The organism is Brevibacillus fluminis (assembly GCF_052072235.1).
GTDB lineage: Bacteria > Bacillota > Bacilli > Brevibacillales > Brevibacillaceae > Brevibacillus_D > Brevibacillus_D fluminis_A.
Genome location: NZ_CM125436.1, coordinates 17,501 through 43,894 on the forward strand (window position 1 = coordinate 17,501; position 26,394 = coordinate 43,894).

Sequence of the window (26,394 nt, forward strand, 5' to 3'; positions counted from 1 at the left end):
GTGACGGGATACTAAACACACGAGAATGGCGGAAAATCAGAAGGAGGGAACATGCGAAAACCAACAAGAGGTAACGTTACAGCGTTGTTGGCAGCGCTTGTTGTCGGTTCTCTCGGATGGGTGCCAGGCGAAGCGTTTTCTCAGCAACCAACGTCTTCAGGAGATCCATCCAGCAAAAAAACGGAAGAGTGGTCGCCCGATACAGTGCTCGCTTCTCCTTCTGCACTTGAGCGAATCAAAATCCCTGTCAAAGCAAAAGGCATCTATATCACCGGCAGAACAGTCAGCAACAGCAAATTTTCGAGGTTGCTCAAGCTGGCGAATGAAACCGAATTGAATGCGATGGTCATCGATATAAAAGAAGACGAGGGGCGAGTGACATATCAATCGGCAATTCCGCTGGTCAAAGAGATCCAATCAGACCAAACCAAATTTATACCGGATCTCGATGATGTGATGCATACGCTGCAGGCGAACAATGTTTACACGATCGCACGTGTCGTCTGCTTCAAAGATCCGTTGTTAGCCAGAAAAATGCCAGAATGGGCGATGCAAAAAAAGACAGGGGGGACATGGACCGACAAAAAGGGGGTGGCCTGGATTGATCCTTACCGGAAAGAGGTTTGGGAGTATAATGTGGCCATTGCAAAAGAAGCGGCCAAAAAAGGCTTCCGGGAAATTCAGTTCGATTATGTGCGGTTCCCCGACAACGGAAAGCGCGTCGATGAGGAGGTTAATTTTTATCAGCAAGCGGGTATTGCAAAGCACCAGTTGATCGCAGACTTTCTGGCCTATGCAAAAAAAGAGCTGGAGCCTTATCACGTGTACGTGTCCGCTGATGTGTTCGGGCTGGTCCCATCGGTCCCGGATGATATGGGGATCGGCCAAAGATGGGACCTGCTGAGCCCGACCGTCGATTATTTGAGCCCGATGATGTATCCTTCCCATTACGCGAATGGCACATACGGATTGAGGGTTCCCGACGCCCAGCCATATGAGACGATATTTCATTCATTGCAGGATGCGCAAAAAAAAGACGCCCGGCTGCAAAAGCGCGCGGCAAATCCGGCCACGATCCGACCTTGGTATCAAGATTTTACAGCCCGATGGGTAAAGGGCCACATTGTCTATGGCCCGCGCGAGGTCGCTGCGCAAATCAAGGCTGGACGGGCACTGGGTGTCGACCAGTATCTGATTTGGGATGCAAGCAACACATACAGTGAAGCGGCATGGAAAAGAGAAAAGGAACAGTAACGTCCCCTCCCCTTGTTCCCGGTAAATCATGACGGGAGACGGGGGTTTTTTACAGGTTCTTTTTGGATCAGCTCGCCGATCAGCACAGGAAATCTCACAAGATGCTCGGAGAAAAAGTGCTCGACCAGGACGAGTTCACCGTAGGAGTGTGAGTAGACGAAATCCCCCCATAGTTCGGCTTCATACCGGCAAAGCATACCAAGCAGGTAGAGCAGCAAAAAATGGGCAGCCCACTGTGGGGGAGGAACGTCATCACCATCTACATTCCAAAAATAATAGCCTTGCGGAGTGTTCGCAAACAGTGGATGTACTTCCAGATTAGCGTCGTTTTTCAGCGTAACCTGCACATGCGTCTGGGTACCTGCCGGCGAGCCTTTGGAGATGCCGTCGTCATGCAAGGAAAAAGCTACGTTACCGCCACTATGCCTCGTCAAATAATCCAGGAATGTTTCACTTGAATACAAAAGCGAACCGCGTTTGCCCCGAGGGAAAGAAAGCAAGCGGTTGGCTTCGTTGTATGTAACTTTATCCCAATGATTCGGCCCCACCAGTTCCGCATAGGTCGGCGTCAATTCAGGCAATACTGAGAAAAGCTCTCCCATGGTGTAGCGCTCTTGCAGATTCGGGATGCGAAGCAGCTTGGCAGCGTGAGCGAATAACCCTTCCTTTTGCGGGCGGACTTCATCGTCAAGGATGTGGTATGGAGTCCTTTTCACTTTCCGGGTCGTGACCCCGTGCTGGAGCATACGGCTGTTTTGCGGATAAGTGGGATCTTTGCACAAAATTACAGCTTTCAATAAATGAGTGCATCCGTAAAACAGCAGCAGAGGTTTGATCAAGAGATCGCTTGCAGCTGCGGCTTCATAACACTGGCGCGCATGTTTGACCGTATACAGCAGCCGGGTGCTCTGCTGAAAGGCGAGCTTATCGGACGGCTCGAAGCCATGCTTTTGGTAAGAGGATGCCAGCAAGCGACGGGCAGTAGGTTCTGTTTCTAAAAAACGTAGAAAATCCCAAGGGGAAAATGTCAAATTATTCACCACACAATCAGAGAATTTTCGGAAAATATCATTAATTTATCGTGATTATACATTCTTTAACGGTATAATTTCCTTTATAGGCGAACATTATAAGCATTCCTTGACATTAAATTGAGCGGTTTGTTAAACTTGCGATAAAACATTTTTGGGCGAAAGGGGAAACAACCTGTGTGGCAGAATAAGTTTGCGAAAGAAGGCCTTACGTTTGACGATGTGCTACTCGTACCAGCGAAGTCGGAGGTTCTTCCACGCGATGTAGATGTTACAATCACTTTGGGCAAAAATGTAAAGCTGAACATCCCGCTGATCAGTGCCGGAATGGATACAGTAACCGAATCTGCGCTTGCGATTGCAATGGCGCGCCAGGGCGGAATCGGGATTATTCATAAAAACATGACGGTTGAGCAGCAAGCAAGCGAGGTTGACCGTGTAAAACGTTCCGAGAGCGGCGTAATCACCAACCCGTTCTCGCTTACTCCAGACCATACCGTGGCGGATGCCGATGCGTTGATGGGTAAATTCCGCATTTCCGGCGTTCCAATTGTGGACGAGGCCAATCACCTGATCGGGATCATTACCAACCGTGATATGCGTTTCGTCCATAATTTCGAAACTCCTATCACCCAAGTGATGACAAAAGAAAACCTTGTAACTGCCCCGGTTGGAACCACACTTCAGCAGGCGGAAGCGATTCTGCAGCAGCATAAGATCGAAAAGCTGCCATTGGTTGACGAAGACAACGTGCTGAAGGGCTTAATCACCATTAAAGATATCGAGAAAGCGATTCAATATCCGAACGCGGCAAAAGATACGCAAGGACGTTTGCTGTGCGGCGCTGCAGTCGGGGTATCGGCTGACACATTCGAGCGCGCGGCTGCACTGGTTGAGGCAGGCGTAGACGTGCTGGTAGTCGACACGGCGCACGGGCATTCCAAAGGCGTGCTCAACACCGTCAAAGAACTCCGTTCCAAGTATCCGGACCTGGTGATCGTTGCAGGTAACGTAGCGACTGGCGAAGCGACGCGTGATCTGATTGAAGCAGGCGCATCCGTTGTAAAAGTAGGGATCGGACCTGGTTCGATTTGTACAACCCGTGTCGTTGCCGGTATCGGTGTACCGCAAATTACCGCGATTTACGATTGTGCGAGCGTGGCACGCGAATACGGCGTACCAATTATTGCGGACGGCGGTATCAAATACTCCGGCGATTTGCCAAAAGCAATCGGAGCGGGAGCATCCGCAATCATGATCGGCAGCCTGTTTGCCGGAACGGAAGAAAGCCCGGGCGAATTCGAAATTTTCCAAGGCCGCCGTTTCAAGGTATACCGCGGTATGGGCTCGATCGGTGCGATGAAGGCAGGCAGTAAGGACCGTTATTTCCAAGAGAACGAACAAAAGCTTGTTCCAGAAGGTATCGAAGGCCGCGTGCCGTATAAAGGGCCTCTCGCAGATGTTGTGTACCAACTGATCGGCGGTCTGCGTGCAGGTATGGGATACTGCGGTTCGAAAACCATCAGTGACTTGCAAAACAATTCCCAGTTCATCCGCATCACCGGAGCTGGCTTGCGCGAAAGCCATCCGCACGATGTACAAATTACCAAGGAAGCGCCAAACTACTCCCTTTCGTAATTAGAAAACCTGGGTAGACAAGCTTTTGGCGGAGCCGCGGTTGTATAACAAGACCCTTTCCAGCATGATCTGGAAAGGGATTTTGTTTGTTTGGCGTTCGTTTGGCGCCGACATTTGTGGTAAACTGGTATGGGTTTCGGTCAAGAGTAAACATAGAAGCGAAATGGGAGAGTGATAGATAGTGATGTCCAGATGGAAAAACAAAATCGGAAAAGCGGTTCTTGCTGTCGCATTTCTCACCACGACAATGGTAGCGGGTACTGCAACGACAGCGAGTGCCGCTGTACCGCAGGCAAACCTCGATCTAGCGGTGAAATCGGCAATTTTGGTGGAAGCCTCCACAGGGAAAATCCTGTATCAAAATAACCCCGATGTTCCATTGCCACCGGCCAGTATGACCAAGATGATGACCGAATACCTCGTAATGGAAGCCATTAAGGAAAACAAAATCAAGTGGGACCAAAAAGTAAAAGTATCTGATTACGCCTTTTACATTGCAAAAAAATCGGATTCCTCCGGCGTTTATCTGAATAGCGGCGAGGAATTTACGGTAGGCGATCTGTATCAGGCGATGGCGATCGTATCAGCGAATGATGCAACCGTCCTGCTGGCGGAAACCGTCGGCGGAAGCGAACCGAACTTCGTCGTAGAGATGAACAAAAAAGCGCAAGAATTGGGCATGAAAAATACGCACTTCCTGACATCGTCGGGACTGCCGGCATCCGAATTGGGTCCATACGCACCGGCGGATACGTCCAACGACAACGTCATGACCGCACGCGACGCAGCCATTTTGGCGCGAGCGCTGATTCGCGATTATCCGGATGCACTGAAATATTCGCAAATTCCGCGGTTGACGTTCCGTCCAGGGCAAAAAAACGAGTTGAAAAAAGCCAACTACAACTGGATGCTGAAAGGTTTGCCTGCTGAATATCCAGGGGCAGACGGTCTGAAAACAGGTTCGACGGAGCAGGCGAAATATTGCTTCACAGGCACCGCACAGCGCGATGGCATGCGTTTGATCAGCGTCGTAATGGGTGCTGAAACAGAGATGAAGCGTTTTGCGGAAACCAAAAAGCTGTTCGATTACGGCTTCAGCAATTTTAAGCTGACCAAAAAGCAAGCAGCGAACACACCGGTAGCGGGCTTCGAATCGGTTCCTGTGAAAAAAGGCGTTGAACTGAATGTTCCGGCTGTACCGGCAAGCGATGTGACGGTATTGACCAAAGTAGGCGAAGAAGGGCAATTCAAACCGAAAGTAACCGTTCAGGATCTGACAGCGCCGGTGAAAAAAGGACAAGTCATCGGAAAAGTCATGTATCAGGCGGCAGACGCGGTTGAGGCTGATTACTTGCAGCCTGCCGATTTCCAAAAGGGCGGCATTGATTTGGTTGCCGCAAACGATGTGGAAGAAGCAAGCTGGATCAGACTGTTCTTCCGCAGCATCGGTACGTTCTTCAGCAACTTGTTCAGCAGCATCATCGGCAAATAACCAGCAACAAAAAAAGTGAATAAAAACTAACTCAAGGTTGTTTTAATTCCCCAGTATAATGGTTGCCTTTTAAAGGCGACTCAGTTACAATGGGGAATATGGAACAGCCTTATTCAGCATTCACTTAAAAAATCGTCATAATTGTGGGAGGCTTGTGAAAAATGGTAGAAGTAGGAACATCTCGTGTAAAGCGCGGTATGGCTGAAATGCAAAAAGGCGGCGTCATCATGGACGTTGTCAATGCTGAGCAAGCGAAAATCGCCGAAGCGGCAGGAGCGGTAGCAGTTATGGCGCTTGAGCGCGTACCATCCGATATTCGCGCTGCAGGCGGCGTAGCACGCATGGCGGATCTCTCCATCGTGGAAGAGGTACTGGGTGCGGTTTCGATCCCGGTTATGGCAAAAGCACGCATTGGTCACTACGTAGAAGCACGTGTCCTCGAATCTTTGGGCGTTGACTACCTGGATGAGAGCGAAGTTCTTACACCAGCGGACGAAGTGTTCCACATCAACAAAAAAGAATTCACCGTTCCATTTGTCTGTGGAGCGCGCGATTTGGGCGAAGCGCTGCGTCGTATCGGAGAAGGTGCCTCCATGATCCGTACAAAAGGCGAGCCGGGAACAGGCAACATTGTGGAAGCCGTTCGCCATATGCGTACCATGCAGTCCCAAATTCGCAAAGTTCAAAACATGTCCTACGAAGAATTGATGGCGGAGGCAAAAAATCTGGGAGCTCCTTACGATCTGCTTGAGTACGTTCACAAAAACGGCAAGCTGCCAGTGGTTAACTTTGCAGCGGGCGGTGTAGCGACTCCTTCTGACGCTGCATTGATGATGCACCTTGGCTCTGACGGCGTTTTCGTTGGCTCCGGTATCTTCAAATCGGAAAACCCTGAAAAATTCGCCCGTGCCATTGTAGAAGCAACCACCCACTATACTGATTATGAATTGATCGCTCGCGTTTCCAAAGGTTTGGGTACAGCGATGACAGGCATTGAAATCTCCAAAATCCGTGAAGCTGACCGCATGCAAGAGCGTGGTTGGTAAAAAGGTGAGGTAATCATGAAAATTGGTGTACTTGCCTTACAGGGGGCTGTAGCCGAGCATATCCGCATGCTGGAGGAAGCGGGTGCTACCGCTGTTGCAGTCAAAAAAGTGGAGGAACTCGATGAACTCGACGGCTTGGTCATTCCAGGCGGCGAAAGCACCACGATCGGCAAGCTGATGAACAAGTATGGCTTCATCGAGAAGCTGCGGGAATTTGGCCAAGCCAAAAAACCGATGTTCGGAACTTGTGCAGGGGCTATTGTGCTGGCAACCCGCATCAACGGTCAGGACGATGTACACCTTGGCTTGATGGATATGAAGGTAGACCGCAACTCGTTTGGTCGCCAGAAGGACAGCTTCGAGGTAACATTGCCGATCGCAGGCGTGGCAGCCGATTATCCAGCCGTTTTCATCCGCGCTCCGCATATCATGGAAGTTGGAGCAGGCAGTGAAGTGCTGTCCAAGTTCGAGGATCGAATCGTTGCGGCTCGCCAAGGTCACTACCTGGCAGCATCGTTTCATCCCGAGCTGACGGAAGATATTCGCCTGCATCAATACTTTTTGGCAATGGTAAAAGAATATCGTGGAGAAAAAGCATCCGTTTAGGGTGCTTTTTCTCTGTGCTGTCCTTTACATATGTATAGTTTTTGTAGTACATTTGAAAAATAAAGGAAGAACATATAATCGCTTAATACGCTGACGGGAAGTAGTAATCTGAGGTTTTTCGTTCAGGTGCAGAGAGTCGATGGCAGGTGCGAATCGATCCAACGAGCAGATGAATCCATCCCGGAGTGACATAGGAAGACTAGGTCCGGTATTTGTACCGTTATCACGTGTAAAGTGGGCGCTTGGCGTACCGAAATAACGGTACTCTTTGTGTCAACAAGGGTGGCAACGCGGGTGATAGCACTCGTCCCTTACGTGAGGGGATGGGTGTTTTTATTTTTGTCTATCAGTAATAATGGAGGGATCGCTGATGTTGGATGTAAAGATTTTGCGTACTGATCTGGAGGGTGTGAAGCAGCGTCTCGCACACCGTAATGAGGATATTTCCGCATTGGATCACTTCGCATCGACGGATGAGCGCAGACGCCTCGTCATTCAAGAAGCAGAAGCACTGAAGAATAAACGGAACACCGTATCGGATCAAGTCGCAGCATTGAAGCGCAACAAAGAGAACGCTGACCATCTGATTGCCGAAATGAAAGAAGTGAACGATCGGATCAAGGTGTTGGATGAGGAGCTTCGCCAGCTCGACGAGCAGCTCGACGAGATTTTGCTTTCCCTGCCGAACTTGCCGCATGAAAGCACACCGATCGGAACAAGTGAAGACGATAACGTATTGTTCCGCACGTGGAGCGAGCCAAGCAGCTTTGATTTCACTCCGAAACCTCACTGGGAGCTGGCAGCCGACCTCGGCATTCTCGATTTCGAAGCGGCGGCAAAAGTAACGGGAAGCCGTTTTGTGTTCTACAAGGGACTGGGCGCACGTCTGGAGCGCGCTTTGATGAACCTGATGCTTGATCTGCATGTGACCGAGCACGGGTACGAAGAGATTTTGCCGCCGTACATGGTCAACCGCGCCAGCATGACCGGAACGGGGCAGCTGCCTAAATTCGAAGAGGATTTGTTCAAACTGGAAGGCGTCGATTACTTCCTGATCCCAACCGCTGAGGTGCCGGTAACGAACATGCATCGCGATGAGATCATCGATGTGAACCAGTTGCCGCTGTACTATGCGGCTTACAGCGCATGTTTCCGTTCGGAGGCAGGATCTGCTGGCCGTGACACGCGCGGCTTGATCCGCCAGCACCAGTTCAACAAAGTGGAGCTGGTCAAGTTCGTGAAGCCGGAAGACTCGTATGATGAGCTGGAGAAACTGGTGAATAACGCTGAAAAAGTGTTGCAGCTGCTCAAGCTCCCATACCGTGTCATGAGCATGTGCACCGGCGACCTGGGCTTCCATGCGGCGAAGAAATATGACATCGAAGTATGGATTCCAAGCTCGGAAACGTATCGGGAGATTTCGTCGTGCTCCAACTTTGAAGATTTCCAGGCGCGCCGTGCCAACATCCGTTTCCGCCGTGACAGCAAAAACAAACCGGAATTCGTGCATACGCTGAATGGCTCCGGCTTGGCGATCGGCCGAACAGTTGCAGCGATCTTGGAAAATTATCAGCAAGCGGACGGAACCATTGTCATTCCGGAAGTATTGCGCGGATACATGGGCGGGTTGGAAAAAATCACGCCAAAAGCGCCAAAACAATAAATAAACCGTTTTGAGAACAGCAGCCCTTCTTGATGGAGGGCTGTTTCTTATTGGGCAAGAGTAAGAGCAGGAATACGCGAAAAAAAGACTGGGAATTAATTTTCCAAATTGTGTTGCAAAACAAAGAAATACTGTTATATAATAAGTACCAACACAGAAGTATGTATTACTACAGTCTGTATTATAACAAAAAACAGACTGAAAAAAGATAAAAATAGGTGGGTGTGGAGAGAGGAGTGTGAATCTTTCCTTTTTTTAAAACCGATCTGTACTATAATAATTTGGTTATTTTGATTGTGAAACATAACAGAGAGGGAAACATATGGTGAAGGGGAGCATTTGACCATGGTTACAAAAGCTCATTCATTCCCGGCTGGCGTTGAGGTGACGGGAACTGTTACACCGGAATTTGCTGAAATCCTTACGCCACAGGCGATGCAATTCGTGACGAAGCTTGCGCGTGAGTTTGCCCCGACACGGGAAAGCTTGCTGGCAAGACGAGTGGAGCGCCAAAAAGAGATCGATGCGGGAAAGCTGCCGGATTTTTTGCCTGAGACAGAGGCGATTCGCAACGGTGACTGGACCATCGATCCGATCCCGGACGATTTAAAAGACCGCCGCGTAGAAATTACAGGACCCGCCGGGGACCGCAAGATGGTGATCAATGCGTTCAACTCCGGCGCCAAAATGTTCATGGCTGATTTTGAAGACGCCAACTCGCCAACCTGGGAAAATACGATCCAGGGTCAAATCAATATGCGGGATGCGGTAAACAAAACGATCAGCTTTATCAGCCCGGAAGGTAAATCATACGCGCTGAAGGAGCAGACTGCCACACTGATCGTTCGCCCGCGCGGATGGCACATGATTGAGAAGCACGTCTTGATCGATGGCCAGCCGATTTCCGCCAGTTTGTTTGATTTTGGACTGTTCTTCTTCCATAATGCGCGTGTTTTGCTGGAGAAAGGGTCCGGACCTTATTTTTATTTGCCGAAGCTCGAGAGCCATCTGGAAGCGCGTTTATGGAATGACGTATTCGTATTCGCGCAGGAGGAACTGGGCATCCCTCGCGGCAGCATCAAGGCGACGGTTTTGATTGAAACCATCCTCGCAACCTTTGAAATGGATGAAATTTTATATGAGCTGCGTGAGCATAGCGCAGGGCTCAATTGCGGCCGATGGGATTATATTTTTAGCTACATTAAAAAGCTGCGCAACCAGCCGCATGTGATTTTGCCTGATCGCGCTGTCGTTTCCATGACGGTACCGTTCATGCGGGCATACACGCAGGCTGCCATCAAGACGTGCCACAGGCGGAATGCACCGTCGATCGGCGGGATGGCTGCGCAAATTCCTGTTCGCAACAATCCGGAAGCCAACGAAGAAGCGATGAGCAAAGTGAAGGCGGATAAAGAGCGGGAAGCGCGTGATGGCCACGATGGCACATGGGTTGCGCATCCGGGCTTGGTGCCGGTCGCGATGGAGGTGTTCAATCGAATCATGCCGACCCCTAACCAGATTGACAACAAACGCAGCGATGTCCAGGTGACTGCAGAGGAGCTTCTGGCTGTTCCAGAGGGGCAGATTACAGAAGCGGGATTGCGCACCAATATCAGCGTGGGCGTTCAATATATTGAAGCATGGCTCCGGGGTTTCGGTGCCGTCCCCATCAACAATCTGATGGAAGATGCGGCAACAGCCGAAATTTCCCGAGCGCAAGTCTGGCAATGGATTCGCCATCCGAAAGGCGTGCTGGCAGACGGGCGCAAAGTCACGATCGACCTCGTCCGACGGTATCTCGCAGAGGAGCTGGCCATCATCAGGCAAGCGATTGGGGAGGCTGCATACACCTCCGGCAAATTTAAAGAAGCAAGCAAGCTGTTTGAGGAACTCGCCATTTCCAAGCAATTTGAAGAGTTCCTGACAACCCCGGGTTATCACCTTTTAACATAAAAAAAGTGGAGAGGACTGACATGAAAATGAGTAAAAGAGAAGATGTATTACTGGTAGAGGCAAGCTGGAAAGATGATCGCTGGAAAGGGATCGAGCGTCCTTATTCCGCTGAAGACGTCGTTCGTCTGCGCGGTTCGGTTCAAATTGAGCAAACATTGGCACGATTGGGTGCCGAACGTCTGTGGAATCTGCTGCATACGGAGGATTACATCAATGCGCTGGGCGCACTGACGGGGAACCAGGCGATCCAACAGGTGAAAGCGGGGCTGAAAGCCATTTATTTGAGCGGCTGGCAAGTGGCAGCCGATGCGAATCTGTCGGGGCAAATGTACCCGGACCAAAGCTTGTATCCGGCTAACTCCGTTCCGCATGTCGTCAAGCGGATCAATCAAGCGCTGCAGCGTGCTGACCAGATCTCTCACTCGGAAGGCAACGATGATACCTATTGGTTCGCACCGATTGTCGCGGACGCAGAGGCAGGCTTTGGCGGACCGCTGAACGTATTCGAATTGATGAAATCGATGATTGAGGCAGGGGCTGCCGGCGTTCACTTTGAAGATCAGCTGGCATCCGAGAAAAAATGCGGCCACATGGGCGGAAAAGTGCTGATCCCGACGCAAGCTGCTGTTCGCAATCTGGTCTCGGCTCGCCTGGCAGCCGATGTGATGGGCGTGCCGACGCTGATCGTTGCTCGCACGGATGCCAATGGTGCATTCCTGATTACAAGCGATATTGACGAGCGCGATCGGGAGTTCCTGACAGGGGAGCGTACGTCCGAAGGATTCTTCAGAATGCGCGGTGGGTTGGATGCGGCGATTGCGCGCGGTTTGGCTTATGCGCCATATGCCGATCTGATCTGGTGCGAGACCTCTGAGCCAAATATCGAGGAAGCAAGACGTTTTGCGGAAGCGATCCATGAGAAATTCCCAGGCAAATTGCTGGCGTACAACTGCTCCCCATCGTTCAACTGGAAAAAGAAACTGGATGATGAAACCATCGCCAAGTTCCAAAGTGAATTGGGCGCAATGGGCTATAAATTCCAATTTGTTACGCTGGCAGGCTTCCATGCCCTTAACCATAGCATGTTTGAATTGGCGCGTGGCTACAAGGATCGCGGCATGGCTGCATACTCCGAATTGCAGCAGGCAGAGTTTGCAAGCGAGGTTCACGGCTATACAGCGACAAGACACCAGCGTGAAGTGGGAACAGGTTATTTCGATGAGGTAGCGCAAGTGATTACAGGCGGAACTTCGTCCACGACCGCGCTTTCCGGCTCGACAGAGGAAGAACAGTTCTCTCATTCATAAACAATTGACACAGGGCATCCGGCTGTTGGGCTGGATGTCCTGTTTTTCCCTTCAGAGCTGTGGTAAACTAATTGATAACCATATTAGAAAATCTGGCTACGCCAAGCTTTTTGGCGTAGCCGCGGTTGCACTTATACTGGATAAGAATTTTATAAATTCTTATCTGTACAAAAAATGTGGAAAGTTTCTCATTAGGAATAATGATGATTCTGAAAAATGAGAATAGATGGAAAATGATGCGAGCCCACTGGTTTGCTCGTGAGCATCAACATCACGTTTTACCAAATAAATTCGACAAGATGAGAAATGTTTTGGCGCGGAATCGCGTATGTATCTATTGGCATACATGTTGCAATAACTTAATTCAAACACTGAAAGGAGGTGAGGACTATGCGTGAAGCTGTACGGTGGGGGGTGTGCAAATCGGAGAACGTCGTTAGCTTTGAAAAATGGCTGTTTCGAATTCGGGTCTAGGTACAAACAATAATTTAGGAGGACGACTGTTTGAGTTCAAAATTAAAGGTAGCAGTATTAGGCGTAGGTGGCGTAGGACAGGTATGTGCGGATGAATTGGTGAAAAGCGACTATCTGGACAAGCTGGTTTTGGGCGATATCGCAACAGGCCCGGCCGAGCTGTTGGCAGATGAGCTGCGTGGTCTTACCAGTGCCACCATTGAGGTATACCAAGTAGATGCGAGCAATACGGATAGCGTGGCTTCCATTTTACACGATATCGATCTGGTCCTTCATGCGGGATTGCCTGAATTCAATTTCAATGTGATGGAGGCATGCCTGCGCACGAAAACAAGCTACATTGACATGGCCTCTGTAAGTCCGGCCGGACTGAAGGAGCAGCTCTCTTGGGATCAAAAATTCAAGGATGCCGGCATTCTGGGCATCATGGGACTGGGCTGCGATCCCGGATTCTCCAATATCGCAGCACGCTATGCGGTGGATCAGATGGACACCGTGGAATCGATTTCGATTCGTGACGGAGACAACTCCGAGGTTGATTACGACGGTTTTTGCACCTATTTCAGTCCACAGACGGCGATCAGCGAATGCCTGGCAAAGCCGAACTATTGGACCGCCGAACATGGCGAACAATTTTACCCGACTCCCTTTGCGAATAAAGAGGAGTTCGAATTCCCAGAGCCAATTGGCTGGCTGGACACCTATAACGTAGAGCATGAGGAATCAACTACCCTCGGTGAAACGATTGGACGAGCGAAAGGTTGCAAATATGTTGACTTTAAGTACGCATTGCACCCTGATTTCGTGAATACTTTGCAGGTACTGAGCTACCTGGGCCTCGACGACGATGAAAAAATCAACGTCAAGGGCGTTTCCGTGGCACCGCGAGATGTGGTTGTTACCACCATGCCGAAGCCCGCTGACTTGGCTGGTAAAATTCATGGATATTCGTGCGTAGGCGCTTTTGTGAAAGGAACCCAGGGCAATCACAAGCTGGAGATGTTCGTTTACACAATGGCGAACCACGACGAAGTGTTCCAGAAAACAGAATTCCAGGCAACGGTTTGGCAGACAGGGGTTCCGCCTATTGCGGCTGTCGATTTGATTGCGGAAGGGAAATTGACGCTGAAAGGCTGCATCCCATCCGAGCTGATCGATCCAGTTCCGTTCTTTGAACGTCTCAAGGCGCGCGGAATGGAATGGAACGTTATTACGAAAACGAGTCCACTATTAAAAATGGCATCGAATATATAAGGTTGGAAAAAGCGGCTCCTTGTGGGGGCCGCTTTTTATGTGGCAGTTCGTCGCAAATGAAAAACCCTTTTCCTACGAAAAGGGCTTGTAAGTGTAAGGCTTGGAAAAGGCGTCCCCGAGAGGACTCGAACCTCCGACGCATAGTTTAGGAAACTAACGCTCTATCCTGCTGAGCTACGGGGACAGGGGGCGAAAGCGGCACACATGCTGCTTTCGCTACCTTTTATTATATGTGTCGAATAAAATTTTGGCAAATCAATCCGAGCGTGAATCAGTCGTTATCCTCATGGTCATCGGATGCGGCTGTGCTTGCATTTCCCAGTTGGCTGTTGTAAACGATCTTTCCGCCGGTATGGCCCGTTTCAATAATCAGACCGCTGCCGACAATGGCGAGAAGCAGAACGACCGGCACGAGAACCGAAGACCACTTGCGCAGAAACGGCAAGAGCTTCAACACGAGGATAAGGCCGAAAACAACAAGCGAGGCAAGTGCCCATGTTTCGTGAGGCGAGACGAAATCTTCCAGATTGCCGTTAAAGTGACGTTCAACAAAATGCTCGGCACCGTCGCCGGTCAGATAGGAAGCGATACCTCCCAGAAAACCAACGAGGAAAAGATAGGTCGCCGCCGTATCAAACGGCTGTTTTTTCTTCAAGGCAATCAGTTGAAAAACCGTACCGATCAAGAATAAGGCAATAGGGAAGTGCACCAAAAACGGGTGAATGGGCATTTCCGTAAGCATGACAAATCAGCTCCTTTTTTCCAAGTATTTGTACAAGTCCATCGTAAAGCGCGAACCTGAAAATTACATGAAAAAGAGAAGGTGTGGACAATTATTCCATTTTCGGGGCAAATCGGCCTTGCAGGAGTGACTCGAGCAATTCGTCCATGCTCATGGAAAGCGTGAAATGCAGTTCCTCGACTTCTGCCCGAAACTTGTCCGTTTCGAAATTATATACTAACCGTCCAGTAGGTTGAAGCTCGTAAATTACGGTATGTTGTGACAGCTGGAGGGAAATTCGGCGGATATCGCGCAGCGAACAATAAAGCTCTCCCCAGATCGGCAGGTAAGGTTTGAGGCGGTGTTGGAGAAGACGTTCCTTCAGTTGGCCGGTAGCTAGCTGTAAAAGGTGTTTTTCAAGATTATTCACGTTTCTCACCATTGGTAGTGTTTGCTTTATTGTATCACCCATATATATAGACTAACAGGGGGAAAGTTCTGATTTTGCAAAAACTGTTTCATACAAGAGCATGTGAACGGAAATAATGTTACAATTATATATACAAGTCTGAATAACTTTCGGGAGGGAATAATGACAGAAGCAACAATCAAAACCACTCACCAAAAGGCGTCATTCACAAAAATCACGAGGCGGATGATTTTTATCCTGATCGGAGCCGCTCTCGTGTCAATCGGACTGGAAATATTTCTGGTTCCCAATCGTATTATTGATGGAGGGGTTGTCGGGATCTCCATTCTCCTGTCTCATGTGACCGGTTGGTCTTTGGGATTATTTTTGTTTCTGCTGAACTTGCCGTTTCTCATCATAGGATACAAACAAATTGGCAAAACATTCGCACTTTCCACTTTGTTCGGGGTAATCGTGATGTCGGTCGGAACGACGTTGCTGCACCCCGTACATAGTCTAACGGATGACCCGCTGCTTGCTGCGGTGTTCGGCGGCATTATTTTGGGCGTCGGCGTCGGAATGGTCATTCGGAACGGCGGCTCACTCGACGGCACGGAAATCGTGGCTATTTTGATCAACAAAAAAGTTCCGTTTTCCGTGGGCGAAATTGTCATGGGCTTTAATATCTTTATCTTATCGAGTGCGGGCTTTGTGTTCGAATGGGACCACGCCATGTATTCGCTGATTGCGTATTACATTGCCTTCAAAATGATTGACCTGACGATCGAAGGTTTCCAGGAGTCCAAATCGGTCTGGATTATCAGCGAACAGTTCCGCGATATCGGGGATGCTCTTTTGGCGCGGCTGGGACGCGGAGTGACGTATTTGACCGGAGAAGGCGGCTATAGCGGTGACGACAAAAAGGTGATTTTTTGCGTAATCACTCGTCTGGAGGAAGCGAAGCTGAAGTCGATCGTGGAAGAAATCGATCCTGCTGCGTTTCTGGCGATCGGCAATATTCACGACGTCCGAGGCGGTCGCTTCAAGAAAAAGGACATTCACTAACGAAAAATTGGCGAGAAGGAAGGGGAGCTTATGGGGAAAACAGTGCATTCCGGTCCGACCAAACTGCCTCGCATACCAGATCCGTCATTGTGGGTGAGCCCACTGCCATTTGGAGTAGGAAAGGTCAAACCGCATCACGCGCTTGACACCATGAAAGCGGTTTGGGAAAACCGGGATAATTTGCCGTATGCGTACCGGATTTTGACCCAAGGTGTTTGCGATGGCTGCGCGTTAGGCGTATCAGGCTTGCGCGATCAAACACTGGACGGTCCCCATTTATGCAGCACCCGCCTTAATGTCCTTCGCCTCAATACCATGCCTCCGATCAAACCAGACCTTTTACATAGCGAAATAACAGAGCTTTGCAAGTTGAGCAGCGCCGATTTGCGCAAGCTCGGGCGCATCCCGTACCCGCTGATCCGGCGGAAGGGGGAAACCCGTTTTAGCCGGTTATCCTGGGACGATGCGCTGGATGCCGTCGCAGGCAAAATCAGGCGGGTATCGCCCAAGCAATTGGCTTTTTACATGACTGCGCGGGGAATCACGAATGAATCGTATTATGTTGCCGCAAAAGTAGCCCGTTTTCTCGGGACCAACCATATCGACAATGCCTCGCGCATTTGCCATTCGCCCTCGAAAACGGCCTTGAAGCGTTCGCTGGGAATTGCTGCATCGAGCTGCAGCTATAGCGACTGGATCGGCACGGATGTGCTGGTGTTCTGGGGGAGCGTTGCCGCAAACAACCAGCCGGTCTCGACCAAGTATATGTATGCCGCCAAGCGAAAAGGAACGAAAGTCATCTGCATCAATCCGTATCATGAGCCCTCGATGGACTCCTACTGGATCCCCTCAATCCCCGAATCAGCTTTGTTTGGCACCAAATTGACCGATGATTTTTACCAGGTAAACATAGGCGGAGACATCGCATTTATGAACGGCGTCATGAAGCATTGGTTCGAGATGGAGGAAAAGCAGCGCGGGAGTGCGGTGAACCATGCGTTTGTAGAGGAGCATGTCAAAGGGTATGAAGAGCTGCAAAAGCATGTGAAGCAGCAGGACTGGGCTGCGCTCGAAAAATCCTCGGGCATTTCGCAGGCACGGATGCGCGAGTTCGCAGAGCTGCTGGCAAAAGCCAAGTCCGCCGTGTTTGTCTGGAGCATGGGCCTGACCCAGCATCGCTTTGGGACAGACAACATCTCGCAGGTGGCCAATCTCGCGCTGCTGCGCGGTTTTCTTGGGCGCCAAAACTGCGGATTGATGCCGATCCGCGGCCATTCCGGCGTGCAGGGGGCAGGGGAGATGGGAGCAGACCCGTTCAGCTTGCCGGGTGGGGACTGCAAAGAGAAAGACATCCGCAGGCTGGAGAAGCTTTGGGGCTTTTCGCTGCCGAGATGGCAGGGCGACATCGTCGGCGTCACGCTGGAGAATGCGCTGCTGCCCGATGATCATGAACGGCGATGCAAAGTGTTCTACACGTCCGGCGGCAATTTTTTGGAGACGATGCCTGACCCTGACCATGTGCGGCAATGTCTTGAACAAATCGAGCTGCGCGTTCACCAGGACATCATGTTGAACACCTCGACATTGGTCGATGCCAAAGAGGCGGTCATCGTGCTTCCGGCAATGACCCGCTACGAACAACCGGGTGGCGGGACGTCCACGTCAACCGAGCGAATGGTCTACTTTTCACCCGAGATCGAGGGGCCACGGATCGCGGAAGCGCGGGCAGAATGGCAAATTTTCGTTGACCTTGCCGCCCGGGTCAAACCCGAGCAGAAGCACCGGATCTGGTTTGACGATGCGAGCCAAATACGTGAGGAGATCGCCAAGGCAGCACCTGCCTATGACGGGATTCAGCATTTGAAAAACAGAGGCGATTTTTTTCAGTGGGGCAACGCCTATTTATGCGAGGACGGGGTATGTCCCACACCTGATGGAAAAGGGCAGCTGCTCGCTATCGCATTGCCGGAGTTCCGCAAAGCGGAAGGGCAATTTTTTGTGACGACAAGGCGAGGCAAGCAGTTTAATTCCATGGTATATGGCAGCAAAGATCCGTTCAACGAAGCGGAGCGGACGCATGTGCTGATGCACCCGAGGGATGCATCCAAATTGATGATCGCAGAAGGCGATGCCATCATCGTGTACAATCAGCACGGCACGTTTTATGGAAAAGCCAAATATGCGGATGTGCTCGCGGGCAACATACAATTGTACTGGCCGGAGGGCAATTGCCTGATGCCCAAGGGTGTTTTTGAAAAGCATGCTGGCATTCCGTCCTACAACACTTCGGCGATTGTGGAGAAGGCCGAGACGTTTTATGCTCAAAAGGATCGGAAGTATAAAGAAAAGCGGATCGAGGAGCTTGAGCTGGACATCGGATGAGCCTATTGTTTACAGAAGGAAGCGTGAATAAGAGATGGAGCGATTGAAGCAACAAATCGACTTTTTGATTGAAATCGACAAACTGAAGCATGTGTTTCGACAGACCGTTCTCATTGATGGCTCGCGGCAGGAGAACGATGCGGAGCATTCCTGGCACCTCGCCATGCTCGCGATGATTTTGCATGAGCATGCCAACGAACCTGGCCTTGATCTGCTCAAAATGATCAAAATGGTATTGATCCACGATTTGGTCGAGATCGATGCAGGCGATACCTTCATTTACGACGAGAAGGGAAACCTTGATAAAGCGGAGCGGGAGCAGGCGGCGGCCGATCGGATTTTTGCGATATTGCCTGCTGACCAGGCTTCCGAGCTGCGCGCATTATGGGATGAATTCGAGCAACGGGAAACGCCTGAAGCGCGGTTTGCAGCCGTCATCGATCGCCTGCAGCCGCTCATTCACAATTATGTAACAGAGGGCACCTCATGGAAAAAGAACAATGTGACCGCTGACAAAGTGATCGCCCGCAATCGATTTATCCGCGATGTATCGGAACCGCTGGGCATGTACGTGGAAGAATTGATTGCTGATTCAATCCAAAAAGGTTATTTACGCTCTTGCTAAACGGCAAGGGCGTTTGCTCTTTTCTGTGCCAAAAAATGATATAATAAGCTAAGCTCGATTTCATACTTGCTAGAAAGGGGATGTGCGATGATCCAGCTTGTCCGCAATACGTTAACGAACAAAAACGGCTTTATGATTTTTATCCTGTGGAATCATCTGGCGATAGCCGCCTTGCTATCGTTTTTTCTCCCTGAGGTTTCATTTTGGAAGATTTCTTCCGTAGGGCTGGTTATCACGCTTGCTGTATCCCCGTACTACTTTATCCATAAACAAAGTAAACTGATTCGGTATTTGGTGGCCATTGGCTTGATCCATTATGCGATCGCCTTTGACTTGATTACCGAACAGACGGAAGTGAAATATCATATCTTCATCATTCTCGGCTTGCTTGCCGCTTATCTCGATTGGAAGCTGGTCACCGCTTCCACCGTCGTTTTCTTCGCGGCCATTACAGGCGGATTCTTTTCCGGCTATATTGATGTATTCGATACGCATGCGATTGCGAATTATTTGCTGGAAGCCGTTTCTCTTGTTTTGATGAATATCGGCCTCACCTATTTGTGCTTGTCGGGACAAGCTTCCTTGAAGCAGGCGGAAGGGGCACGGCAGATCGCGGAGGAAAACGGCCAGCGATTGAGCAAGCTGTTTGAAGAGGTCGCGCAGGTGACCGAAAAGCTGGATCGTGCGTCCGGCCATGTGAATGGTGCGGCTGGCAAGACCCGTCAGTACACCGATGAGATGATGACGGCATTCCGCGAGGTGTCGACCGGCATGGAGTCGCAAGCGGTGTCGACCAACAAAATTGAGCTTGATATTCAGTCTATCGACCGCGAGATTACGGAGGTCAATCATCGGGCAAATCAAATGAAAGAATCGTCGGAAGAAAACAACCGCGTCCTGATCACAGGCATTACGATGATGGAGCAGCTTTCCGAGCAGATGAACCAGATTGTAAGAACCGTGCGCACCGCATCGGAAACGATCTATGAATTGAATACAAGCGCCGAAAAAGTCGAGCAAATCATTGGCGCCATCAACCAAATCGCGGCCCAAACCAATTTGCTCGCGCTGAATGCGGCGATTGAATCCGCAAGAGCGGGCGAGCATGGCAGAGGCTTTGCGGTGGTAGCGGACGAAGTGCGCAAGCTGGCTGAACAGAGCGCGCAGGCGACGCAGGAAGTGGCCGAAATTCTGGGCGGCCTTCGCGAAAAAAGCGAAAATGCCGTTCGGCAGACGAAGGAAGGCGAGTCGTCCGTTGTCAAAGGACAGCAATTCGCGACGCAGACGGTGCAATCGATGGCCCAGGTAAAAGAAGGGATGGAAAGCTTCCGTCACGCCGTCGAGAAGGTGTTGAGCAGCATGCATGCAGTGCAGCGACGTTCAGGTGAAGTCGCAGCGGAAATGTCCAACATCACGGCCATCACCGAACAATCGGTCGCCAGCATGCAGGAGCTTTTCGCCAATGCGGAGGAGCAGCGAGCACAGGTGAAAGAGATCGCGGAGGAAATCCAGCGATTGAACCAGTTGTCGAACACATTGAAGAAAACGTTGGAATAGGAACTGCAAAAGAGATGGACGGCTCTCTGATTGAGCCGTCTTTTCCTGTCCAAAGGCGGCAGCACCATGTTTTTACGCAACAGCAATAGCGGGTACAATGGTCATAGGTGGAAAGGGGAGCAGAGCGTGAGTACAGAAGCACAAAAGCATGAACGGTTCATGCAAGCGGCGATTGAAGAGGCAAAAAAAGCAGCACGGATAGGAGAAGTACCCATCGGTGCTGTTATCGTGCGCAATGATGAAATCATCGGCAGCGGCTATAATCTCAGGGAAACGAAAAAAGATCCGACACTTCATGCGGAAATGATCGCGATTCGCGAAGCGAGCGAGCGCCTTGGCGGATGGCGCCTGCTCGGCTGCACGTTGTATGTGACATTGGAGCCATGCCCGATGTGTGCAGGAGCCATCGTTCAATCCCGCATCGAGCAGGTTGTGTTTGGCGCGCCTGATCCGAAGGCAGGGTGCACCGGGACGCTGATGAATCTGCTGGACGAGCCCCGGTTTAACCATCAGGTTCCGGTCATAAGCGGCACTTTGCAAGAGGAGTGTGCGGCATTGCTGAAAGATTTTTTCCGCGCGTTGCGCGCGCGACGCGGCTAGTCCTTGTTGGGTCCGCGCAAATTTTCCAGCTCGGTTTCCGTCAACTCGCGGTATTCGCCGGGGGCAAGGGATTCGTCGAGGATCAGCGTGCCCATGCGCAGCCGTTTCAAATACGTCACGGTCAGTCCGAACGCAGCGAACATGCGCTTCACTTGATGGAATTTTCCTTCCATGATCGTGACTTTTGTCTCCGATTGGTGTTCGTCAGCGGACAAAATCTCCAGCTTGGCCGGAAGCGTCGTGAAATCTTCCAGCTCAACACCTTTGGCGAAGCCGGCGACGTGTTCGTCGGTTACGCGGCCATCAACGCGTGCGAAGTATTCTTTATCGACCTTTTTCTTCGGCGATGTCAGGTTGTGCGAGAGCTGGCCGTCATTGGTCAAAAGCAGCAGCCCTTCGGTATCGATGTCCAATCGGCCGACAGGATGCACCTTCACGGCCCATTCGGTCGGCAACAGGTCTACGACAGTCTCGTGGCGAGAATCCTCCGTAGCGGAGATGACCCCTGGAGGTTTGTTCATCATGACATAGATCCACCGTTTGAAGGAGAGGACATGTCCGTCCAGCTTGATGACTTGCGTATCGGGAATAATATGCATCCCGGGGTCTGTCGCGACAACATCGTCGACGGTGATCAACTGTTGCTTGACCAGCTGTTTCACTTCCTTGCGTGTGCCGACCCCCATATTGGCGATGACTTTATCAAGACGTTCACGTTTCATTCGATTTCCTCGCTTTGTTTAGATACTGTAATCCATATTGGCGGATTGGGACGGGAAAATCAAGCGATACAAAATTTTACTCTTGCGTGTTGAAATGATTTTTGCTATATTAAATTCTACTGATAGGTAATACGGAGAGATACCCAAGTGGTCATAAGGGGACGCACTCGAAATGCGTTAGGCGTCGTGAGGCGTGCGTGGGTTCGAATCCCACTCTCTCCGCCACTATCAACCTTACTAAAAACGAACCAGAGCATATTTTTGCCGAACAGGCGGGGATATGCTCTTATTTTTTGCATAGAAAAAGAAGGCAAGCACATGCAGCCTTCTTTTTTGTGCTATTCGCTGTCCAGCCTCCGCACAGGAGGAATTTGATAGCGGCCGTCAAGCATGTCCGGTTTTGGCTCAAACATGCGCAACATCAGATTGAAGTTGCCTTTTGGAGCAGGGAGCCAGTTGCTTTCGCTGCCTTTTGGCGGTGTTTGCTGAATGTAAAAATCGAGCGAGCCGTCATTATTGTATCGCAAGCATTTTGTTAGACTGCCGAGGGAATACCGGTCAATACTGTTGGGAACGAGGAAAAAATCATCGCCATACAAAGTCACCGACCAAAACGCATCGACTTTTGGCAGCTGCTTCGCAGCGAAATGGAGGACGTAGCGATTGGCTCCGTTTAATTGCGCGTTGTTCCCGTCGACGAAAGCGCGGGCATAGATCTCTTCACTCGGCACATTGGCCCCGAGGAGCGAATAGGCGATGTAGGCACGCTGGAGGAATCGATCGCCATAGGTTCCGATAGAAAGGTCGCGAGCCCATCCGTTGATCGTCTCGCCGAAAAGCGGTCCGCTATCCGCGATAATCGCCGGGGCGTCCTTCAAGGCGCGTTTTAAACCAGCGATGGCCGGGGCATCCCACTTTTTCAAGTCCAATCCTTTGCCGGGGACGATGCCGATCGGCGCGAATTGATCGAGTAGCGCGGAATCGGCTTGCGGCGGCGGATTTTTTTTCATCGCTTCCGTCATCACGGTGAAAAAGGCAAGCGGGCTTTGTAAAATGTCCTGATAGAGTGTCGGTGAGAGCGAGACTTGCGGCTTCTGGGGAGCAGCGTCGCCAGGCGACTCCAAGGTGAACTGCTTTTCCAACCGGACGGCATCAGCCAAATCGTCAGGGCCGTTCACACCCACCCTGCCGATCAGCCAAACGGTGTTGGTTGGCGCTTTGATCGTGGAGGCCGATGCAGGCAGCGATCCTTTCCAGGCAGGCCCTACGATGACATAGTCACTTTTTTGCTGTTTGGTCGACCTGACCGAAACATTTTGAAACGTATTGGTATAGAGATCGAGCATTTGCACCGTATAGTACCGATTGCCTGGATTGCTCGGCACATGCAGGGTGACAGGAGATTTACTCAAATTGAGCCAGGCGGCGAAATAGAGTGTATCGGTATTCGGGGAGACGACGCCTCTGAAATCGGGTGATGCCAGATTCTCGGAATAATAAAATTGATTGATCGGGGCTGCCAGCTGCAGCGAACCCGCTTTGGTCGCCTGCATGACAACGAGCGGATAGCCGTAAATGTATGCCTGAACGCCGAGTACATATGCAAGCTGTTCACGGCTGAGCGGCTTGTTTTGCCCTTGTGCCGGCTCCTCGGACGCATGGATCGGGGCAGGCATTACCGATGTCGTCAGGAAAACGATTGTCAGCAGAATGCCGAGAAGCATACCCCTGTTCTTTGTTATCATAAGTACATCCCTCCACTGTCGGCTAGTCGTATTGTTTTTAGGTGGATGTGATCTTATGCAGGATTCTTACAAACCTGTAATACTCCTGTAAGGAGAATCGATGGGAATGCTAAAGGTAATGAAATAAAGTAGGAGCGATAAGGTGAAATAGGGGGAGTGGCGTCATGGCCATTTTGGAAGTGGAAAACGTAACCAAGGTGTACGAGGGAAAGCTGTCGTACCGTGCCTTGTCCGATATAACAATGACAATCGATGAAGGGGAGTTCGTCGGGATCATGGGACCGTCCGGGAGTGGAAAAACGACCTTTCTCAATATGGTGTCGACGATCGATTCGCCAACCTCGGGGACTGTGCTGATCGGCGGAAAGAACCCGCATAAGCTGAAAAAACATGAGCTGGCGCTGTTTCGCCGCAGGGAACTCGGCTTTGTCTTCCAAAACTTCAATCTGCTCGATACGCTTACGATCCGCGAAAATATCGTGCTGCCGCTCACCCTGGATGGTGTGAACGTGAAGGAAATGGAGGAAAAAGTGACGAGGGTGGCACAAAAGCTGGGCATCAGCGAAATATTGGACCGCCGCACCTATGAAATCTCCGGAGGACAAGCGCAGCGCACGGCCATGGCCCGCGCGGTGATTCACGCTCCCAAGCTGCTCTTGGCCGATGAGCCGACGGGAAATCTCGACTCCAAGGCTTCGCGCGATGTACTGGAAACAATGCAGCAAATCAACCGGGGAAGCGGCACAACCATGTTGATGGTGACGCATGATCCGCTTGCCGCAAGCTATTGCGATCGGGTGATTTTTATCAAGGACGGGAAGCTGTACAATGAGATTCACCGGGGGGAGAACCGACAGGCGTTTTTCCAGAATATCATTGATGTGTTGTCCCTGTTGGGAGGGAATGCGTATGACCTTTCGACAGTTGGCGTTTAACAACGTGCTGCGGAACAAGCGCACCTATGCCGCTTATTTTTTGAGCAGCGCCTTTTCCGTCATGGTCTTCTTCGTGTATGCGATGTTCATGTACCATCCCCAGATCGAACAGACCGCGCTGCGCGATCTGGTGGTCGAGGGGATGCGGGTCGCCGAGGGGATCATCTATGTGTTCTCGTTTTTCTTCATTCTTTATTCCGTTGGTGCCTTTTTCAAATCGCGGAAAAGAGAGTTCGGCGTGCTGATGATGCATGGCATGTCGCAAGGGCAATTGAATCGGATGGTTTTTCTGGAAAACATGCTGATCGGCTTGGCATCGATGGCGACCGGTATCGGGGCTGGCATGATCAGCTCCAAGCTGATTCTGTTGATCGGTGTGCGCGTATTGAACCTCGATCAGCTGCCATTTTACATGCCGGTCCGAGCGATCCTGCTGACCGCCGTTTCGTTTTCGCTGCTGTTTTTGGTCATTTCGCTTTGCACGGCATTTTTTGTGCGGGGCAGCAGGTTGATCGAACTGCTGCAAGGAAGCGTGAAGCCGAAGAAAGAACCGAAGGCTTCGGTCATTCTCTCGCTCCTGTCCGCGGTTTTGATCGTGTCTGCCTACTATCTTTCGGTGACTACCACCGAATATACGATCGGGATTCGGCTCATCCCGGTGGTGCTGATGGTAATCGTGGGCACCTATTTCTTCTTCACGCAGCTGAGCGTGTTCAGCATCCGCCTTTTGAAGCGGAACCGGAAGTTTTTTTGGAAGCAGACCAATCTGGTCACACTCTCTGATCTGGCATACCGGATGAAGGACAATGCGCGCATTTTTTTCCTCGTCACAATGGTATCGACCGTGGCGTTCTGTGCGGTAGGGACGCTGGCTTCGACTGCCTTTCTCGAACAGCAGGCGAAAGATAATTCACCATTCGCGTTCAATTACATCGTGGAGACGGCGAAGCTCGGGGTAGTCACGATTCCCGGCGAAATTGAAGCCGGGCTGAAAAAAGCGAATCTGCCGTTTGATAAAGTCCGGGCCGATACAAAAAGCCAAACGAGCGTCCAGACAGGAAACCGGGTGACGCTTGTGAAAGAATCCGACTTCAACCGGATCGCAGCGAAGCTCGGGTATCCGCAGGAAAAGCTGAACGGACGAGAAGCGCGATTCATTCCGCCGAGCCCATATAGCGCAAAGGAATTTGACGAATACAACAAGGAAGTGACGTTCAAAGAATCCGGCATCTCTGTGATTGCGACCGGGCGGGTCGAAAAATCGGTGCTGCCGTCCTATGTCCTGGGGGGCAACATCCTGCTTGTTTCCGATCGGGTTTTTGCACAGATTACTCGACCGATTGAAGCGGAAACCTTCATCGGCTACAATGTAGTGGATTGGAAAAAAACGGAGAAACTCGGCGAGATGCTCACGAATAAAGAACCGATGCCGGACACGCATGAATATTTTTCGTCATTCGCCTATCAAGTAACGATGATGAAACAGGCATCGGGCGCCATGCTGTTTATCGGCGTACTGGTGGGAGCCGTCTTTTTCATCGCGGCGGGCAGCTTCCTTTATTTCCGGTTGTACACGGATTTGGAGCATGATCAGCGCCAATACCAGGCGATCAGCAAGATCGGGCTAACCGAGAAGGAATTGAATCAGATTGTGACCAGGCAGCTGCTTTTGCTGTTTTTCGTGCCGATCGTGATGGCGATGATTCACAGCGGCTTTGCTTTTGTGGCGCTGCAAAGTGTGATTTATTATCCGATTGCGATTCATACGATTACGGTGCTCGCGTGCTTCCTGCTCGCACAGGTGATGTATTTCCTGCTGATTCGAGCCCGTTACCTCCGGCATGTGAAGGCGGTCATTTCCTAGAATTTTGCGCAAGCGTGCATGGTTTTTGCGAATTGCCTCGTCTATACGAGT

At 50.8% G+C, this 26,394-nt stretch carries 21 protein-coding genes, 2 tRNA genes and 1 other annotated feature; of the genes, 17 read left to right on the forward strand and 6 right to left on the reverse strand.

Annotation, left to right across the window (positions count from 1 at the left end):
* Positions 1–51 precede the first annotated feature (51 nt).
* Positions 52–1,254 (forward strand): putative glycoside hydrolase, encoded by a 1,203-nt coding sequence (locus ACTID9_RS00070; RefSeq protein ID WP_441069086.1) that lies wholly within the window; start codon positions 52–54, stop codon positions 1,252–1,254.
* Positions 1,255–1,280: 26 nt separating this feature from the next.
* On the opposite strand, the gene ACTID9_RS00075 is transcribed toward ACTID9_RS00070, so the two are convergent.
* Positions 1,281–2,297 carry a YaaC family protein gene (locus ACTID9_RS00075; RefSeq protein WP_441069088.1) on the reverse strand — a complete coding sequence of 339 codons (1,017 nt, stop codon included), beginning with the start codon at positions 2,295–2,297 and terminating at the stop codon, positions 1,281–1,283.
* A gap of 165 nt (positions 2,298–2,462) precedes the next feature.
* Between ACTID9_RS00075 and guaB the strand changes: the two genes are divergently transcribed.
* The 8 genes from guaB to ACTID9_RS00115 all read left to right on the forward strand — a co-directional run bounded on the left by guaB (position 2,463) and on the right by ACTID9_RS00115 (position 13,718).
* Entirely contained in the window at positions 2,463–3,923 is a 1,461-nt protein-coding gene (guaB, locus tag ACTID9_RS00080) for an IMP dehydrogenase (RefSeq protein WP_441069090.1), read from the forward strand.
* Positions 3,924–4,107: 184 nt separating this feature from the next.
* The gene (locus ACTID9_RS00085) at positions 4,108–5,415 is read left to right on the forward strand and encodes a D-alanyl-D-alanine carboxypeptidase family protein (protein WP_441069092.1); all 1,308 of its coding nucleotides are present in this window, start codon (positions 4,108–4,110) and stop codon (positions 5,413–5,415) included.
* 161 nt (positions 5,416–5,576) lie between these two features.
* Positions 5,577–6,461 carry a pyridoxal 5'-phosphate synthase lyase subunit PdxS gene (gene pdxS, locus ACTID9_RS00090; RefSeq protein WP_441069094.1) on the forward strand — a complete coding sequence of 295 codons (885 nt, stop codon included), beginning with the start codon at positions 5,577–5,579 and terminating at the stop codon, positions 6,459–6,461.
* Between the two features lie 12 nt (positions 6,462–6,473).
* On the forward strand, positions 6,474–7,067 hold the full coding sequence (gene pdxT / locus ACTID9_RS00095) for a pyridoxal 5'-phosphate synthase glutaminase subunit PdxT (protein WP_441072331.1): 594 nt from the start codon (positions 6,474–6,476) through the stop codon (positions 7,065–7,067).
* An 81-nt stretch (positions 7,068–7,148) separates the two neighbouring features.
* Positions 7,149–7,382, forward strand: a binding site (T-box leader).
* A 55-nt stretch (positions 7,383–7,437) separates the two neighbouring features.
* Positions 7,438–8,730 (forward strand): serine--tRNA ligase, encoded by a 1,293-nt coding sequence (serS, locus tag ACTID9_RS00100; RefSeq protein WP_441069096.1) that lies wholly within the window; start codon positions 7,438–7,440, stop codon positions 8,728–8,730.
* A 345-nt stretch (positions 8,731–9,075) separates the two neighbouring features.
* Complete coding sequence (gene aceB / locus ACTID9_RS00105) at positions 9,076–10,683, forward strand: malate synthase A (protein WP_441069098.1); 1,608 nt, start codon at positions 9,076–9,078, stop codon at positions 10,681–10,683.
* Positions 10,684–10,709: 26 nt separating this feature from the next.
* Complete coding sequence (gene aceA / locus ACTID9_RS00110) at positions 10,710–11,990, forward strand: isocitrate lyase (protein ID WP_441072333.1); 1,281 nt, start codon at positions 10,710–10,712, stop codon at positions 11,988–11,990.
* 504 nt (positions 11,991–12,494) lie between these two features.
* Positions 12,495–13,718 (forward strand): saccharopine dehydrogenase family protein, encoded by a 1,224-nt coding sequence (locus ACTID9_RS00115; protein ID WP_441069100.1) that lies wholly within the window; start codon positions 12,495–12,497, stop codon positions 13,716–13,718.
* A 110-nt stretch (positions 13,719–13,828) separates the two neighbouring features.
* Here ACTID9_RS00115 and ACTID9_RS00120 read toward each other — a convergent pair.
* The 3 genes from ACTID9_RS00120 to ACTID9_RS00130 form a co-directional block, all read right to left on the reverse strand.
* Positions 13,829–13,902: transfer RNA gene (locus ACTID9_RS00120), tRNA-Arg, on the reverse strand.
* A gap of 87 nt (positions 13,903–13,989) precedes the next feature.
* Positions 13,990–14,460, reverse strand: coding sequence for a DUF2231 domain-containing protein (locus ACTID9_RS00125; RefSeq protein WP_441069102.1), 471 nt, complete (start codon positions 14,458–14,460; stop codon positions 13,990–13,992).
* A gap of 91 nt (positions 14,461–14,551) precedes the next feature.
* Entirely contained in the window at positions 14,552–14,869 is a 318-nt protein-coding gene (locus ACTID9_RS00130) for a hypothetical protein (RefSeq protein WP_441069104.1), read from the reverse strand.
* A gap of 162 nt (positions 14,870–15,031) precedes the next feature.
* Between ACTID9_RS00130 and ACTID9_RS00135 the strand changes: the two genes are divergently transcribed.
* The 5 genes from ACTID9_RS00135 to tadA all read left to right on the forward strand — a co-directional run bounded on the left by ACTID9_RS00135 (position 15,032) and on the right by tadA (position 21,077).
* Positions 15,032–15,913, forward strand: coding sequence for a YitT family protein (locus ACTID9_RS00135; RefSeq protein ID WP_122920202.1), 882 nt, complete (start codon positions 15,032–15,034; stop codon positions 15,911–15,913).
* A 30-nt stretch (positions 15,914–15,943) separates the two neighbouring features.
* The gene (locus ACTID9_RS00140) at positions 15,944–18,295 is read left to right on the forward strand and encodes an FdhF/YdeP family oxidoreductase (protein WP_441069106.1); all 2,352 of its coding nucleotides are present in this window, start codon (positions 15,944–15,946) and stop codon (positions 18,293–18,295) included.
* A gap of 34 nt (positions 18,296–18,329) precedes the next feature.
* On the forward strand, positions 18,330–18,920 hold the full coding sequence (locus ACTID9_RS00145; RefSeq protein WP_441069108.1) for an HD domain-containing protein: 591 nt from the start codon (positions 18,330–18,332) through the stop codon (positions 18,918–18,920).
* Between the two features lie 87 nt (positions 18,921–19,007).
* On the forward strand, positions 19,008–20,477 hold the full coding sequence (locus ACTID9_RS00150; RefSeq protein WP_441069110.1) for a methyl-accepting chemotaxis protein: 1,470 nt from the start codon (positions 19,008–19,010) through the stop codon (positions 20,475–20,477).
* A gap of 126 nt (positions 20,478–20,603) precedes the next feature.
* A complete protein-coding gene (gene tadA, locus ACTID9_RS00155; RefSeq protein WP_441069112.1) occupies positions 20,604–21,077 on the forward strand; it encodes a tRNA adenosine(34) deaminase TadA in 474 nt (157 codons plus the stop codon).
* On the opposite strand, the gene ACTID9_RS00160 is transcribed toward tadA, so the two are convergent.
* Positions 21,074–21,799 (reverse strand): pseudouridine synthase, encoded by a 726-nt coding sequence (locus ACTID9_RS00160; protein ID WP_441069114.1) that lies wholly within the window; start codon positions 21,797–21,799, stop codon positions 21,074–21,076. The genes tadA and ACTID9_RS00160 overlap by 4 nt on opposite strands.
* 133 nt (positions 21,800–21,932) lie before the next feature.
* On the opposite strand from ACTID9_RS00160, the gene ACTID9_RS00165 reads away from it, so the two are divergent.
* Positions 21,933–22,024: transfer RNA gene (locus ACTID9_RS00165), tRNA-Ser, on the forward strand.
* 113 nt (positions 22,025–22,137) lie between these two features.
* Here the strand turns inward: ACTID9_RS00165 and ACTID9_RS00170 are convergent.
* Positions 22,138–23,544: a DUF1254 domain-containing protein gene (locus ACTID9_RS00170; protein ID WP_441069116.1), complete on the reverse strand. Its 1,407-nt coding sequence runs from the start codon at positions 23,542–23,544 to the stop codon at positions 22,138–22,140.
* Positions 23,545–23,708: 164 nt separating this feature from the next.
* Here ACTID9_RS00170 and ACTID9_RS00175 point away from each other — a divergent pair, with 164 nt between their 5' ends.
* Together ACTID9_RS00175 and ACTID9_RS00180 are read left to right on the forward strand one after the other, a co-directional pair.
* Complete coding sequence (locus tag ACTID9_RS00175; RefSeq protein ID WP_441069118.1) at positions 23,709–24,479, forward strand: ABC transporter ATP-binding protein; 771 nt, start codon at positions 23,709–23,711, stop codon at positions 24,477–24,479.
* Positions 24,454–26,343 (forward strand): ABC transporter permease, encoded by a 1,890-nt coding sequence (locus ACTID9_RS00180; RefSeq protein ID WP_441069120.1) that lies wholly within the window; start codon positions 24,454–24,456, stop codon positions 26,341–26,343. Before ACTID9_RS00175 ends, ACTID9_RS00180 begins: the two co-directional genes overlap by 26 nt.
* Positions 26,344–26,394: the final 51 nt, after the last annotated feature.